We start from the raw sequence: 14,422 nt of genomic DNA, 5'->3' as shown, positions 1-14,422 counted from the left end.
TGCACCCGTGCCACCCACTTCCGCCGGCCAACTGGCCATTCCGAACCTGCACCGGGCCGCACGGATCGAGGACGCGGTGCACGCCGTGGTCGAGCGTCGGCTGCGCCGGACGGGCTGGCGGATCAACATCATCGCGTACACCGGTTACGGCGCGCCCGGCTGGGCGCGGGTGATGTGCCGGGTGCTGCTCGGGCGACCGGACACCCGTCAGCGGGGCCGGCTGGAGAAGGTCCGGGGCTGGCGCAGCTTCACCACGCTGCCCGCCAAGCACGTCACGGTGACGATCGAGACCGGTGGGGTGACCCACGAGACGCAGGCCGACCGCAGCGGCTTCGTCGACATCGTGGTGGAGACGAACCTGCCGCCCGGCTGGGGATCGGTACGGCTCAGCGTCCAGGACGCCGAGCCGGTCGAGGCGCCGGTCCGCATCCTCGACCCGGAGGTCCGCTTCGGCGTCCTCTCCGACATCGACGACACGGTCATGGTCACCGCGCTGCCCCGGCCGCTGCTCGCCGCCTGGAACACCTTCGTGCTCGACGAGCACGCCCGGATGGCGGTGCCCGGCATGGCCGTGCTCTACGAGCGCCTGGTCACCGCGCACCCCGGCGCCCCGGTGTTCTATCTGTCCACCGGCGCGTGGAACGTCGCCCCGACACTCACCCGCTTCCTGTCCCGGCACCTCTACCCGGCCGGGCCGCTGCTGCTGACCGACTGGGGTCCCACCCACGACCGCTGGTTCCGCAGCGGCCGGGAGCACAAACGCGCCACCCTGGCCCGGCTGGCCAAGGAGTTCCCCGACGTCCGCTGGCTGCTCGTCGGCGACGACGGCCAGCACGACCCGGAGATCTACCGGGAGTTCGCCGCCGCCCACCCGGACAACGTGGCGGGCGTGGCGATCCGGCGGCTCTCACCCACGCAGGCGGTGCTGGCCGGTAGCCTCCCCGTCCCGCACGACAGCCCTGCCGAGGGGCCGATCGGGCAGAAGTGGCTCTCCGCCCCCGACGGCGCGGGCCTCTGGACCCTGCTGCGCGGCGCCGGCCTGGTCTGAGGCTGCTGCGCTGCTTCTCCCGAGCCTGCCGGGCGTCAGCCGCCGGGCGTGAGCGTCACCTCGCCCGTGCAGCCGGCCAGGTGCCGGCGGTCTTCGAGCAGGTCGATGACCGCCTCCCGGTTGGCGATCCGAGCCTCTGACAGCGCGTCCGGGTTCTGCCGCTGACCGGCGATGAAGGTCAGGTTGTTGCGAACGGCGGTGTCGAGGCCGTCGCAGTTCTCCGCCGCGCCGCCGTTGAGTGCCGCGTTCGGGTCCGCGTCCGGCACCTCGACCTCGCCGGTGCAGCCGGCCGCCGCGCGTCGCTGTTCGAGCTGGTCGATCACGGCCTGCCGGTTGGCGATCCGGGCCTCCGACAGCGGATCCGGGAACACCAGTTGGTCGGCGATGAAGGCGAGGTTGTTGCCCACGGCCGTGTCGAGACCCTCGCAGTTCTCGCTCGCCGAACTGGTCCCGGTCGCCATCGCGAAGGCCACGCCGAGGGTCACCCCGATCGCCGCGACCCCCGCGATCTTCCGCTGTCGCGGTGAGGTCCCGCGCCGACTGCTCAGGGTTGTACGTCTGTTGCTCGCCATCGTTTCTCTCCCCCTCGTCGTCAACTGCCCTCGGAGGTACGGGCGCGCGGACGCCGGCGGTTCACCGTTCGGTGATCTACTTGCGAGCCCGGCGAATTGTTACCGACCTGGTGAGCGCGCTGTCACGCAGACATGAGGCGGCCAGGGTCCCGCACTGTCTGTGACGCCCGTCAGGCGGGTGGCTTGGACGGTGCGACGTTGCGGAAGCGCTCGTGCGCCGACTGCCGGCTGATGCCGAGCGCCTTGCCGATCTCGGCCCAGGAGAGCCCGCCCTCCCGGGCCGTCATCACGGCGCGTTCGATCAGCGGCCGTTGCCAGCGTTCCACCTCGGCGAGGATGCCGAGCGCCTGCAACGGCCAGGTGGTGGCCAGTTCGGCGATGTTGTCCCGGAGGGTGTCGGAGCGGCCCAGCAGCCAGCCGGGTGGAGTGGCGGCCAGGATCGGCCCGATGTGTCCGCTCCATTCGGAGGTGGCCATCCAGCGCCCCTCTTCTGCAGCCGGATAGTCGCTGGTGCCGATCCATCCGCAACTGCACCGGGCCCGGTAGCTGACGGTGCCGGCCGGTGCTGCGGCGGCGGTACTCAGCGTCCCGTTCGGTAACCGGAACCCGACGAGGTTCGCGTGCCCCGGAACCATTTCCTCCGCCATCCCACAAGCATAGGCGCGTCAAGATATCCTGACGTCATGTGTCAGAATGTCCTGACATCAATGCCCGGGTTTGTCGTCGCCCGGGCTCGACACTCCTGGAGGAGAGCGCATGTCCGTGGTGAGCGGCACCGTGGCGCCGGGTTACGAGCCGGTCCAGGAGGCGTTCCTGGCGAACTTCGAGACGCGGTCCGAGATCGGCGCGGCCGTCGGCATCTACCGGCACGGCCAGGAGGTGGTTCGACTCTGGGGCGGGGTCGCCGATCCCGCTACCGGCCGCGCCTGGCGGGAGAACACCCTCCAGGTCGTCTACTCCACCACCAAGAGCGTGCCCGCCGCCTGCGTGCACCTGCTGGCCCAGCGCGGGCAACTCGACCTGGACGCACCCGTCGCCGAGTACTGGCCCGAGTTCGCGGCAGCCGGAAAGGACAGCATCCCGGTCCGCTGGCTCCTGTCCCACCAGGCAGGACTGCCGATACTCGACCGTCCGGTTCCGCTCGCGGAGGCCTTGGCCTGGGATCCGGTCGTCGCCGCCCTAGCCGCCCAGGCACCCACCTGGCAGCCGGGCACGGCACACGGCTACCACGCAATCACCTACGGCTGGCTGGTCGGCGAGGTGGTCCGTCGCATTACCGGCCGCAGCCTCGGCACGTACTTCGCCGACGAGATCGCGAAACCACTCGGCCTGGACGTCTGGATCGGCCTGCCCACCACCGAGGCACACCGGGTCGCCCGGACCGTCGAGCAGCCGGTCGACCCACCCGCCGCCACCAGGGCGATACCGGAAGCGCTGCGGGAGGCGCTCGCCGCGTACACCGATCCAACCTCGTTGGCGGTCCGGTCGACGGCGGTGACTCACCCGCCGCTCGACCTCACCGACCCACGTACCTGGTCAGCGGAAATCCCCTCGGTCAACGGCATCTGCACCGCCTCATCACTGGCCCGCTTCTACGGGGGCCTGATCGGCGAGGTCGACGGCATCCGGATCCTCGACGCGACCACCCTCACCACCGCCACCCGCGAACAGGCCAGCGGAACCGACCGGGTGCTCAAGGTGCCGACCCGGCCGGCGCTCGGCTTCGGCCTGCCAGTGCCGGGACAGCCCTGGTGGTCGCCCACCTCCTTCGGCTTCCCCGGCCACGGCGGCTCGCTCGGCTACGCCGACCCGGCCAGCGGCATCGCATTCGGTTACGTGATGAACGGACTCCGCGTCACGATGGGCCCAGACCCCCGCACCGCCAGCCTGATCGAGGCAGTCCGGACGGTCGTGTCCCGCCGACCGGCCTGACCCCTACCGGCGGGACCCTGAACGGACCCGGCATGGCAGAGAGCCGCCGGGTCCGTTTGCCTCCACCCACCAACTCAGTCCCAAGGCCCCCGACCACATTCGCCGATCCAAGCCAGTTCCGTATAAGCCGGTCTGTACAGCAGGGTCGGGCCCTGTCGAGCTGAGAGCGGGAACGGATCGCGTTAGGTGGCCGCAGGCTGCGGCGTGCCGTGCCTGGCGACGCGATAGCGCGAACGGTTCAGCTCGACAGGCGGCGAGGGAGGTATCGGGGTCGAAGGGTCCGCAAGCCGCAACGGCCATGCCCCGCAACGGCCACGGCCGCAACGGCCGCAACGGCCACGACGGTGACGGCCAGGCCCGCAACGGCCACGACGGTGACGGCCACGACGGTGACGGCCACGACGGGGACGGCCACGTCTGGGACGGCCACGGCCGTGACGATGTGGTCGGGCCGTGCAGTGGTCAGGCCGTGCAGTGGTCGGGCCGTGCAGTGGCCAAGCCGTGCAGTGGTCAGGCTGGGCGGAGCCAGAGGGCGCCGAGTGGGGGGACGCGCAGTGCCACCGAGGCGGGTAGCCCGTGCCAGGGGATGTCCTGGGCGTGGACGGTGCCGAGGTTGCCGACGCCGGAGCCGCCGTAGTGGTGGGCGTCGGTGTTGAGCACCTCGGCCCAGGTGCCCGCCGCCGGCAGGCCGACCCGGTAGTCGTCCAGGGGTAGGGCGGAGAAGTTGGCGACGCAGACCAGGGTCGCCCCGTCGGGAGCGATCCGGACGAACGAGACGGTGTTGTTGGCGACGTCGTCACCGGCGAGCCAGCGGAAGCCGGCGGGGGAGGTGTCCTGCGTCCACAGGGCGGGGGTGTCCCGGTAGACCCGGTTGAGGTCGCCGACGAGGCGTTGCACGCCGGCCCGGGCCGGGTCGTGCAGGAGGTACCAGTCGAGGCCGCGCTCCTCGCTCCACTCCCGCTCGTCGGCCAGCTCGCAGCCCATGAAGAGCAGTTGCTTGCCCGGGTGCGCCCACATGTACGCCAGCAGCGCGCGGACGTTGGCCAGGCGCTGCCACTGGTCGCCGGGCATCTTGGCGAGCAGGGAGCCCTTGCCGTGCACCACCTCGTCGTGGCTGATCGGCAGCACGTAGTTCTCGCTCCAGGCGTACGCCAGGGAGAAGGTGAGCTGATGGTGGTGGTGCTGCCGGTAGATCGGGTCCTTCGAGGTGTAGAGCAGGGTGTCGTGCATCCAGCCCATGTTCCACTTGAAACCGAAGCCCAGCCCGCCGTCGCTGGTCGGGCGGGTCACCCCCGGCCAGGCGGTGGACTCCTCGGCGATCATCACCACCCCGGGGTGGTGCTTGTAGACCGTCGCGTCGGTCTCCTGCATGAACGCGATGGCCTCCAGGTTCTCCCGGCCGCCGTACTGGTTGGGCACCCACTGCCCGTCGGCGCGGGAGTAGTCGAGATAGAGCATCGAGGCGACCGCGTCCACCCGCAGCCCGTCGACGTGGAACTCCTCCAGCCAGTAGAGCGCGTTGGCGACCAGGAAGTTGCGGACCTCGCGGCGGCCGAAGTCGAAGACGTACGTGCCCCAGTCGGGGTGCTCGCCGCGACGCGGGTCCGGGTGCTCGTAGAGCGGGGTGCCGTCGAAGCGGGCCAGCGCCCACTCGTCCTTGGGGAAGTGCGCGGGCACCCAGTCCAGGATCACCCCGATGCCGGCGGCGTGCAGCCGGTCCACGAGGTAGCGGAAGTCGTCCGGGTCGCCGAACCGCGACGTGGGCGCGAAGTAGCCGGTCACCTGGTAGCCCCAGGAGCCGCCGAACGGGTGCTCCATCACCGGGAGGAACTCCACGTGGGTGAAGCCCAGTTCCACCACGTACGCGGTCAACTGCTCGGCCAACTCCCGGTAGCCGAGGCCGGGCCGCCACGAGCCGAGGTGCACCTCGTACACGCTCATCGGCTCCTGGTGCGGCTGCTGCTTCGCCCGCCGGGCCAGCCACTCCGCGTCCGTCCACTCGTACGTCGAGCGGTGCACCACCGACGCGGTGGCCGGCGGCACCTCCGCGTACGCGGCGAGCGGGTCGGCCTTGTCCCGCCAGTACCCGTCCGCGCCGAGGACTCGGTACTTGTACCGGGCGCCGGACGCCACCCCGGGCACGAAGACCTCCCACACGCCGGTGGAGCCCAGCGACCGCATCGGCCAGCCGTCGTCCGGCGCCCAGCCGGTGAAGTCGCCGATCACCCGCACGCCCCGAGCGTTGGGGGCCCACACGGTGAACGCCACGCCGTCGTCGCGTACGCGGGCGCCGAGCGCCTCCCAGAGCCGCTCGTGCCGGCCCTCGCCGATCAGGTGCAGGTCCAACTCGCCCAGGGTCGGCGGGTGGCGGTACGGGTCGTCGTGCGGCTGCCCGTCCAGCTCGACGCGGTAGTCGAGGACCTCGCCGGGGACGGTCGCCTCGAAGACGCCGACGTCGTGCACCCGGCTCATCGGGTACCGCCGTTCCCCGACCAGCAGGCACACCTCGGCCGCGCCCCGACGCATCGTGCGGACCACCGTGCGCCCGTTCGCCGGGTGGGCCCCGAGCACGGCGTGCGGGTCGTGGGTCTCCCCGGAGATCAGCTGGTCCATCGGGCGTCGTCCTTCGTGGCGGAGTCGGTGCCGCTGCGGGGACGGGCGGCAGTGGTGGGCGCGGTGGCGTCGGGTCGGTGCAGCACCAGCACGTGCGCGGGTTGCAGGTACGGGTCGAGGCGGACCGCGTTGCGCTGCCCCCAGTCGTAGGCGGCGCCGGTCAGCGCGTCGTGCACGGTGAACCGGTCGTGCCAGTCCAGGCCCAGCGCCGGCATGTCCAGCGTGGTGTTGCCCCACTGCACGGTGTGCGAGTCGAACGAGCAGATCACCAGCACCGTGTTTCCGGTCGTCGGGTCGTGCTTGGACCAGCAGAGCAGCGCCGGGTTGTCGATGTCGTGGAAGACCAGGTTCCGTAGCCGGTGCAGGGCCGGGTTCTCCCGGCGGACCCGGTTGAGGGTGGCGATGAACGGGGCCAGCGACCGCCCCTGCGCCAGCGCGCCGGCCCAGTCCCGGGGGCGTAGCTCGTACTTCTCGTTGTCGATGTACTCCTCCGCGCCGGGGCGCGCGACGTGCTCGAACAGCTCGAACCCGGCGTACATGCCCCAGGAGGGGGAGAGCAGCGCGGCCAGCACCGCCCGGATCTTGAACATCGGCGGTCCGCCGTGCTGCAACGAGGCGTGCAGGATGTCCGGGGTGTTGGGCCAGAAGTTCGGCCGCATGTAGTCGGCCGCCGCCACCAGCTCCTCGCAGTACTCCCGCATCTGGTCGGCCGAGGTCCGCCAGGTGAAGTACGTGTACGACTGGGTGAAGCCGACCTTCGCCAGCCCGTGCATCATCGCCGGTCGGGTGAACGCCTCGGCGAGGAACAGCACGTCCGGGTCGACCTGCTTGACCTCGCCGATCAGCCAGTGCCAGAAGTCGACCGGCTTGGTGTGTGGGTTGTCCACCCGGAAGATCTTCACGCCCTCGCCGACCCAGTGCAGCACCACCCGCAGCACCTCGGCGCGGATGCCCTCCGGGTCGTTGTCGAAGTTCACCGGATAGATGTCCTGGTACTTCTTCGGCGGGTTCTCCGCGTAGGCGATGCTGCCGTCGGCCCGGGTGGTGAACCACTCCGGGTGCTCGGTGACCCAGGGGTGGTCGGGGGCGCACTGCAACGCCAGGTCCATCGCCACCTCCAGGCCGTGTTCGGCGGCGGCGGCGACGAAGGCGCGGAAGTCCTCCGGCGTACCCAGATCGGGGTGGATGGTGTCGTGCCCGCCCTCGGCGGCGCCGATGGCCCACGGCGAACCCACGTCGTCCGGCCCGGCGACCAGGGTGTTGTTGGGGCCCTTGCGGTTGACCCGGCCGATCGGGTGGATCGGCGGCAGATAGAGCACGTCGAAGCCCATCGCGGCCACCCCCGGCAGCCGCTCGGTGGCGGTGGCGAACGTGCCGGAACGGGCCGGCGCGTCGACGGTGGCCGGGATCGCGCCCTCGGAGCGGGGGAAGAACTCGTACCAGGCGGAGAAGAGGGCCCGCTCGCGGTCCACCCAGATGCGGTACTCCTCGCCGGTGGTGACCAGCTCGCGAACCGGGTGCGCCCAGAGCAGGTCGGCCAGCGCCAGCGCCGGAGCCACCCGCTGCGGCAGCGGCAGCGCCGTGTCGCCCAGCGCCCGTACCGCCTCGTCCAGGCCCGCCCGGTCGGCGGCCGGGGCCAGCTCGGTGGCGGCGCGCAGCACGCGTACGCCCTCGGCCAGGTCGTTGGCCAGCTCGGCCGGCCCCTGGCCCGCGGCGATCTTCTTGGTCACCGCGTTGTGCCAGGTCAGGTACGGGTCGCTGAACGCCTCGACGGTGAAGATCCAGTCACCGACGGCGTCCGGGACGATGGTGGCGTGCCAGCGGTCCCGGCCCGGCTCGCCCGGTCTCATCCGGGTGAACGGTCGCGCCAGCCCGTCCGGGCCCAGCCAGACCACGTTGCAGCCGAGCGCGTCGTGCCCCTCGCGGTACGCGACTGCCGACACCGGCACCACCTCGCCGACGACCGCCCGGGCCGGGTAGCGACCGCAGGAGACGACGGGGGAGACGTCTTCGATCGGGAACCGTCCGCTCACCGCCTCAACCTACTGTGCGAGATCGGCTCGCGCTCGTCTGACCGCCGCACCGTGCCCCACTTGCCCCGCCGCCGCCTGCCGCCCTCGCGCGTTCGAGCTCAGGCCGGCGTGCGTTGGAGATCAGGCCGGCGGTTGAGTCGCCACGAACGACCCCTTGCCCTGACGGGTGACGATCCAGCCCCGTTCCTCAAGAATGCGGAGGGCGTATCGGACCGGCCAGGCGCTCGACTGGTACTGCTCACGCAGCTCAGCGATGGACGGCAGCTTGTCGCCGGGCTTGAGCGTGCCCGCGCGGACTGCGGTCGAGACATCGTTGATGATCTGCTCGTAAAGCGGTGCTTGCGGCATGGGCGCGCCACCTCTCGTCAGCGCCTCGATCTTCGCACTCCGAGTGACGCGCCGTGCATGCTCTGTTGACTGTGACGGCATAGCCTTCTAAGTTGAACGTGCCGGAGGTTCTCTCGTCAGCAACGGAGCGCCTTTGACCAGGGCGGGGCGGGTCCCCGTGCCGCCCCGCCCTGCCGCACCTTTTCGACGCGCTCGCTCTGCCCCGACTTTCCGACTTCCGCCGCACACCTCCCGCCACCCCTAGGAGGCACGATGCCCCAGCCCTTCGGCCGCCGATCAAGGAGTTGTGGCAGGAGATTCGTTGCCATACGCGGCTTTCGTCAGCGCCACGACTCCATGATCGGCGTCGGCGTCGGCGTCGGCGTCGGGTGTCGGGTCGGCGTCGGAGGTGGGTGGGTCGGCGCGGAGGCGGGTGGAGGGTGGGGTGGGGGCGGTGAGTGAGGTGCCGGTGGGGCGGCGGATCGCGCAGTGGCGGGTCCGGCGGAACATGACGCAGCAGCAGTTCGCCGACCGGATCGGCAAGTCCAAGAGCTGGGTGGACAAGGTCGAACGTGGGGAGCGCCGGGTGGAACGGGTGTCGAACCTGCGGGAGGTGGCCGACGCGCTCCGGATCGACCTGGCGACCCTGCTGCCGGACCGGGCCGGGCGGTCCGCCCCCGCAGTCGCCGGTGTGGAGCGGGTTCGGGCGGCCCTGGCCAGGTACCACGTTCCGGCGTCGTCCCGTCCGGTCGACGTGGCGCAGGTGCGGGCCCGGCTGGACCATGCCGAGCAGAGCTATCGGCATGCCCGGTACCCGGCCCTGCTCAGGCTGTTACCCGACCTGCTCGACACGGTCCGGCAGGTGCGGGTCGACCGTCCCGATCCGGTGGGTGACGAGTTGCTGGTGGGCGCGTACGGGCTGGTTGCTCTGGTGTTGGTCAAGGTGGACCAGCGGGAGTCGGCGTGGCTGGCGGCGGACCGGGGGATGGCCGTCGCCCTGGGGGCCGGGGACGCGCTGCTGGCCGCCGCCGCGACCGTGCCGCTGAGTCAGGCGCTGCGGGCGGTCGGACGGCGACGGTCCGCGATGGATGCGACGGTCGTGGCCGCGCAGCGGATCGCGCATCGGGGCGGCGACGCGGCGGCGCTGCGCACGACGTTGCTGGTCCAGGCGGGTCTGGCCGCCGGTGCTCGGGGCGACGGCCGTAGCGCGCGAGAGCTGATCGACCAGGCTGCGGCGATCGCGCCCGAGCTGCCCGACGGCTACGGTACGGCGGCGGTGGAGGCGGCGCGGGTGGTGATCGCGGCCGACCTCGGGGACGTCGGGGTGGCGGCGGCCCGACACGTTCGGCTGACGGCGGGGAACGGGTGGCGGTGGCTGCCGACCGAGCACCGGGCGGCGTACCTGCTCGACGTGGCCCGCGCGCACGCCCGCTGCGGCGACATGCTCCAGGCGGGGCGGGCGCTGTTGGACGTCGAGCGCACCGCCCCCGGGGAGGTACGTGATCGCCCGTCCGCCCGAGCCCTGGTCGCGGTGGTGGCCCGCGCCGCCACCGCGCCCGCCGCCCTCACCCGCCTCGCCACCAGCCTGCACGTCGGTGGCGATGGTGCGGGGTGAGCTGTGTTAGACGGTGCGGTGTGAGCATGTGTTAGCAGGGGACCCCTGCTATGCACGAGGCGTTAATAAGGTGCCCTTCCTTACACCAAAGCCTTACCCCAAAGCCTTACCCCAACAGCGAGCCGTACAGCTCCAGCGTCTGGCGCGCGATCGCGTCCCACGAGAAGTGCTCCACCGCGCGCCGCCGGCCAGCCCGCCCAAGGGTCGCGGCCCGCTCGGGGTCGGCCAGCAACGTGTTCAGCCGGTCGGCCAGGTCGGCCTCGAAGCGGGCCGGGTCCAGTGGTCGGCCCGAGCCGTCGGTGGCCTGCTCGATCGGGACCAGCAGGCCGGTCTCGCCGTCGGCGACCACCTCGGGGATGCCGCCGGTGGCGGTGGCGACCACGGCGGTCTCGCAGGCCATCGCCTCCAGGTTGACGATGCCCATCGGCTCGTAGACGGACGGGCAGACGAAGATGGTGGCGTGGGTGAGCACCTGGATCACCTCGGACTTGGGCAGCATCTCGGCCACCCAGACCACCCCGGAGCGGCCGGACCGCAGCTCGGCGACCAGGCCCTCCACCTCGGCGGCGATCTCCGGCGTGTCCGGTGCGCCGGCCAGCAGCACGAGCTGCGTCTCCGGCGGCAGGTCGCGGGCGGCGCGCAGCAGGTGCGGCAGGCCCTTCTGGTGGGTGATCCGCCCGACGTAGACCACGCTGGGCAGGGCGGGGTCGATGCCGAGTCGGGTCAGCACGTCGGTGCCCGGGTCGGGGGCGTACTGCGCGGTGTCGATGCCGTTGTAGATCACCTTGACCCGGTCCGGGTCCACCTCCGGGTACGCCGCCAGCACGTCCCGGCGCATCCCGGCGCTGACCGCCACGACCGCGTCGGCGGACTGGTAGGCGGTGCGCTCGCACCAGGAGGAGAGCGCGTAGCCGCCGCCGAGCTGCTCGGCCTTCCACGGGCGCAGCGGCTCCAGGCTGTGCGCGGTCACCACGTGCGGCACCCCGTACAACAGCTTCGCGGTGTGTCCGGCGAGGTTGGCGTACCAGGTGTGGCTGTGCACCACGTCCGCGCCGGCACACCCGGCGGCCATCTCCAGGTCCACGCCCATGGTCCGCAGCGCGGCGTTCGTCCCGGCCAGGGCCGGCGGATCCGCGTACGCCCGGACGCCCGGCTCGGTACGCGGCGCGCCGAAGCAGTGCACCCGGACCTCGGTGATCCGGCGCAGCTCCCGGGCCAGGTACTCGACGTGGACCCCGGCACCGCCGTAGACCTCGGGCGGGTACTCCCGGGTGAGCAGGTCGACGCGAAGGGGGGCGGAGTCGGTCATGCCCGGCACCCTAGTGCAGAAGTGTGCCCGTACGAGTGGTGAAGCGGCACGGGGATGGATAGCGTCTGGTCATGGCTGCCAAGGTGCTCGCGATCGTCCTGGCCGGCGGAGAGGGCAAGCGCCTGATGCCGCTGACCACGGACCGGGCCAAGCCGGCCGTCCCGTTCGGCGGGATGTACCGCATGGTCGACTTCGTCCTCTCCAACCTGGCCAACGCCGGCTATCTGAAGATCGTCGTGCTGACCCAGTACAAGTCCCATTCCCTCGACCGGCACATCACCAAGACCTGGCGGATGTCGACGCTGCTGGGCAACTACGTGACGCCGGTGCCGGCGCAGCAGCGTCGGGGCCCCTGGTGGTTCGCCGGCTCGGCCGACGCGATCTACCAGAGCTTCAACCTGATCTACGACGAGCAGCCCGACTACGTGATCGTCTTCGGCGCCGACCACATCTACCGGATGGACCCCCGGCAGATGGTGGAGGACCACATCGCCTCCGGTGCCGGGGTGACGGTGGCCGGCATCCGGCAGCCGCTGCACACCGCCGACCAGTTCGGCGTCATCGAGGTCGGCGAGGACGGCCGACGGATCCGGGCCTTCCGGGAGAAGCCCACCGACGCGGTCGGGCTACCCGACGCGCCCGACGAGATCTACGCCTCGATGGGCAACTACGTCTTCACCACCAGGGCGCTGATCGAGGCGGTGGAGCGCGACGCCGAGGACAAGACCAGCAAGCACGACATGGGCGGCAGCATCATCCCGATGCTGGTGGAGCGCGGCGAGGCCAACGTCTACGACTTCCGCGACAACGAGGTGCCGGGCAGCACCGACCGGGACCGGGGCTACTGGCGCGACGTGGGGACGCTCGACTCCTTCTACGACGCCCATATGGACCTGATCAACGTCCACCCGGTGTTCAACCTCTACAACTTCGACTGGCCGATCTACACCGAGCAGCCGCCGTACCCACCGGCCAAGTTCGTGCACCAGTGGGGGGAGCGGGTCGGCCGCGCGGTCGCCTCGATGGTGTCGCCCGGCGCGGTGATCTCCGGCTCGCTGGTGGAGAACTCGATCGTCTCGCCGAAGGCCAAGGTGCACTCCTGGGCGCACGTGGACGGCGCGGTGCTGATGGAGGGCGTCGAGATCGGCCGGCACGCGGTGGTGCGCCGGGCCATCCTCGACAAGAACGTCTACGTGCCCGAGGGCGCGGAGATCGGCGTGGACCTGGAACGGGACCGACAGCGCTACACGGTTTCTGACAACGGGATCGTGGTCATCGGCAAGGGACAGAAGGTGGAGCCATGAGTGGTCACCCGCGCGCGGGCAAGCCGGCCGAGCCCGCCGACCTGGTCGACGTACCGCGGCTGGTGACGGCCTACTACGCCGAGCATCCCGACCCGGCCGACCCGGCGCAGCAGGTCTCCTTCGGCACCTCGGGGCACCGTGGGTCGAGCCTGCGCAACGCGTTCAACTCCGACCACATCCTGGCGGTCACCCAGGCGCTCTGTGACTACCGCCGGGAGCAGGGCGTCGACGGGCCGCTGTTCCTGGGGCGGGACACCCACGCGCTCTCCACCCCGGCGGCCGTGGACGCCCTGGAGGTGCTCGCCGCCAACGAGGTCACGGTGTTGCTGGACAGCCGGGACGGCTACACCCCGACCCCGGCGGTCTCGCACGCCATCCTCACCCACAACCGGGGTCGCACCAGCGGGCTCGCCGACGGCATCGTGATCACCCCGTCGCACAATCCGCCGGACGACGGCGGGTTCAAGTACAACCCGACCCACGGCGGTCCGGCGGACTCGGACGTGACCCGGTGGATCCAGGACCGCGCGAACGCGATCCTCGCCGCCGGGCTCAAGGAGGTGCGGCGCATCCCGTACGCGCGGGCCCGCGCCGTCGACACCACCGGCACGTACGACTTCCTCGGCGCGTACGTGGACGACCTGCCGGCGGTGATCGACGTGGACGCGATCCGCGACGCCGGGGTGCGCATCGGTGCCGATCCGCTCGGCGGGGCCAGTGTCGACTACTGGGGCGAGATCGCCCAGCGGCACCGGCTGGAGTTGACCGTGGTCAACCCGACGGTGGACCCGACCTGGCGGTTCATGACGCTGGACGGTGACGGCAAGATCCGGATGGACTGTTCGTCGCCGAACGCGATGGCCTCGCTGATCGCGATGCGCGCCGACTACCAGGTGGCCACCGGCAACGACGCGGACGCCGACCGGCACGGCATCGTCACGCCGGACGCCGGTCTGATGAACCCGAACCACTACCTGGCGGTGGCGATCGCCCACCTGTTCCGGACCCGGGAGCAGTGGGGTCCGGACGCCGCCGTCGGCAAGACGCTGGTCTCCTCCTCGATGATCGACCGGGTCGCCGCCGACCTCGGGCGTCCGCTGCTGGAGGTGCCGGTCGGCTTCAAGTGGTTCGTGCCCGGGCTGCTCGACGGCGCGGTGGGCTTCGGCGGTGAGGAGAGCGCGGGCGCCTCGTTCCTGCGCCGCGACGGCGGGACGTGGACCACCGACAAGGATGGTCTCCTGCTCTGTCTGCTCGCCGCCGAGATCATCGCGACCACCGGCCGGACGCCCAGCCAGCACTGGGCCGAGTTGGCCGACCGGTTCGGCGCGCCCGCGTACGCCCGGATCGACGCGCCGGCCACCCGGGAGCAGAAGGCCGTGCTCGGCAAGCTCTCCCCGGAGCAGGTCCGCGCCACCGAGTTGGCCGGCGAGCCGATCACCGCCACGCTCACCGCCGCGCCCGGTAACGGCGCGCCGATCGGTGGGCTCAAGGTGACGACGGCCTCCGGCTGGTTCGCCGCCCGCCCGTCGGGCACCGAGGACGTCTACAAGATCTACGCCGAGTCCTTCCAGGGGCCCGAGCACCTGGCCCGGGTCCAGCAGGAGGCGCAGGAACTGGTCACCGAGGTGCTGTCCGGCGCCTGACCGGCCCGGCTTCGGCCCGGCGTCGG

Annotated in this window: 11 protein-coding genes; 5 read left to right on the top strand and 6 right to left on the bottom strand. The window is 71.5% G+C overall.

Translation table 11 applies throughout. From position 1 onward, the window contains the following. Window positions 1-7: 7 nt before the first annotated feature. Window positions 8-1,048 (top strand): App1 family protein phosphatidate phosphatase, encoded by a 1,041-nt coding sequence (locus ABT008_RS10050; protein ID WP_350695269.1) that lies wholly within the window; start codon window positions 8-10, stop codon window positions 1,046-1,048. A 35-nt stretch (window positions 1,049-1,083) separates the two neighbouring features. On the opposite strand, the gene ABT008_RS10045 is transcribed toward ABT008_RS10050, so the two are convergent. Both ABT008_RS10045 and ABT008_RS10040 read right to left on the bottom strand, forming a co-directional pair. After that, window positions 1,084-1,620 carry a hypothetical protein gene (locus ABT008_RS10045; RefSeq protein ID WP_350695268.1) on the bottom strand — a complete coding sequence of 179 codons (537 nt, stop codon included), beginning with the start codon at window positions 1,618-1,620 and terminating at the stop codon, window positions 1,084-1,086. A 170-nt stretch (window positions 1,621-1,790) separates the two neighbouring features. Next, on the bottom strand, window positions 1,791-2,267 hold the full coding sequence (locus ABT008_RS10040) for a hypothetical protein (RefSeq protein ID WP_350695266.1): 477 nt from the start codon (window positions 2,265-2,267) through the stop codon (window positions 1,791-1,793). A gap of 109 nt (window positions 2,268-2,376) precedes the next feature. On the opposite strand from ABT008_RS10040, the gene ABT008_RS10035 reads away from it, so the two are divergent. After that, window positions 2,377-3,552, top strand: a complete 1,176-nt coding sequence (locus tag ABT008_RS10035) for a serine hydrolase domain-containing protein (RefSeq protein WP_350695264.1) — start codon at window positions 2,377-2,379, stop codon at window positions 3,550-3,552. A 510-nt stretch (window positions 3,553-4,062) separates the two neighbouring features. Here the strand turns inward: ABT008_RS10035 and glgB are convergent. From glgB to ABT008_RS10020, 3 genes are all read right to left on the bottom strand, one after another. Further along, a complete protein-coding gene (glgB, locus tag ABT008_RS10030; protein WP_350695263.1) occupies window positions 4,063-6,165 on the bottom strand; it encodes a 1,4-alpha-glucan branching protein GlgB in 2,103 nt (700 codons plus the stop codon). Then, a complete protein-coding gene (locus ABT008_RS10025) occupies window positions 6,153-8,198 on the bottom strand; it encodes an alpha-1,4-glucan--maltose-1-phosphate maltosyltransferase (RefSeq protein WP_350695261.1) in 2,046 nt (681 codons plus the stop codon). Before ABT008_RS10025 ends, glgB begins: the two co-directional genes overlap by 13 nt. A gap of 120 nt (window positions 8,199-8,318) precedes the next feature. Further along, a complete protein-coding gene (locus ABT008_RS10020) occupies window positions 8,319-8,546 on the bottom strand; it encodes a winged helix-turn-helix domain-containing protein (protein WP_350695259.1) in 228 nt (75 codons plus the stop codon). A 433-nt stretch (window positions 8,547-8,979) separates the two neighbouring features. Here ABT008_RS10020 and ABT008_RS10015 point away from each other — a divergent pair, with 433 nt between their 5' ends. Beyond that, window positions 8,980-10,140, top strand: coding sequence for a helix-turn-helix domain-containing protein (locus ABT008_RS10015; RefSeq protein WP_350695258.1), 1,161 nt, complete (start codon window positions 8,980-8,982; stop codon window positions 10,138-10,140). Between the two features lie 106 nt (window positions 10,141-10,246). On the opposite strand, the gene glgA is transcribed toward ABT008_RS10015, so the two are convergent. Beyond that, the gene (gene glgA / locus ABT008_RS10010) at window positions 10,247-11,449 is read right to left on the bottom strand and encodes a glycogen synthase (RefSeq protein ID WP_350695257.1); all 1,203 of its coding nucleotides are present in this window, start codon (window positions 11,447-11,449) and stop codon (window positions 10,247-10,249) included. A gap of 71 nt (window positions 11,450-11,520) precedes the next feature. Here glgA and glgC point away from each other — a divergent pair, with 71 nt between their 5' ends. Both glgC and pgm read left to right on the top strand, forming a co-directional pair. Then, the gene (glgC, locus tag ABT008_RS10005) at window positions 11,521-12,753 is read left to right on the top strand and encodes a glucose-1-phosphate adenylyltransferase (protein ID WP_350695255.1); all 1,233 of its coding nucleotides are present in this window, start codon (window positions 11,521-11,523) and stop codon (window positions 12,751-12,753) included. After that, a complete protein-coding gene (gene pgm, locus ABT008_RS10000) occupies window positions 12,750-14,396 on the top strand; it encodes a phosphoglucomutase (alpha-D-glucose-1,6-bisphosphate-dependent) (protein ID WP_350695254.1) in 1,647 nt (548 codons plus the stop codon). Before glgC ends, pgm begins: the two co-directional genes overlap by 4 nt. Window positions 14,397-14,422: the final 26 nt, after the last annotated feature.

This window comes from Micromonospora sp. NPDC002389, assembly GCF_040296095.1.
Taxonomy (GTDB): Bacteria; Actinomycetota; Actinomycetes; order Mycobacteriales; family Micromonosporaceae; genus Micromonospora.
The sequence above is the reverse complement of the archived record's forward strand: the minus strand, read 5'-3'. Positions and strand labels throughout refer to the sequence as shown.

What these genes read in the sequence shown, in the direction of transcription:
- ABT008_RS10045 (WP_350695268.1), bottom strand. Translation starts at nt 1,620, where the DNA reads ATGGCGAGCAACAGACGTACAACCCTGAGCAGTCGGCGCGGGACCTCA.
- ABT008_RS10040 (WP_350695266.1), bottom strand. Translation starts at nt 2,267, where the DNA reads ATGGCGGAGGAAATGGTTCCGGGGCACGCGAACCTCGTCGGGTTCCGG.
- ABT008_RS10035 (WP_350695264.1), top strand. Translation starts at nt 2,377, where the DNA reads ATGTCCGTGGTGAGCGGCACCGTGGCGCCGGGTTACGAGCCGGTCCAG.
- glgB (WP_350695263.1), bottom strand. Translation starts at nt 6,165, where the DNA reads ATGGACCAGCTGATCTCCGGGGAGACCCACGACCCGCACGCCGTGCTC.
- ABT008_RS10020 (WP_350695259.1), bottom strand. Translation starts at nt 8,546, where the DNA reads ATGCCGCAAGCACCGCTTTACGAGCAGATCATCAACGATGTCTCGACC.
- glgA (WP_350695257.1), bottom strand. Translation starts at nt 11,449, where the DNA reads ATGACCGACTCCGCCCCCCTTCGCGTCGACCTGCTCACCCGGGAGTAC.
- glgC (WP_350695255.1), top strand. Translation starts at nt 11,521, where the DNA reads ATGGCTGCCAAGGTGCTCGCGATCGTCCTGGCCGGCGGAGAGGGCAAG.
- pgm (WP_350695254.1), top strand. Translation starts at nt 12,750, where the DNA reads ATGAGTGGTCACCCGCGCGCGGGCAAGCCGGCCGAGCCCGCCGACCTG.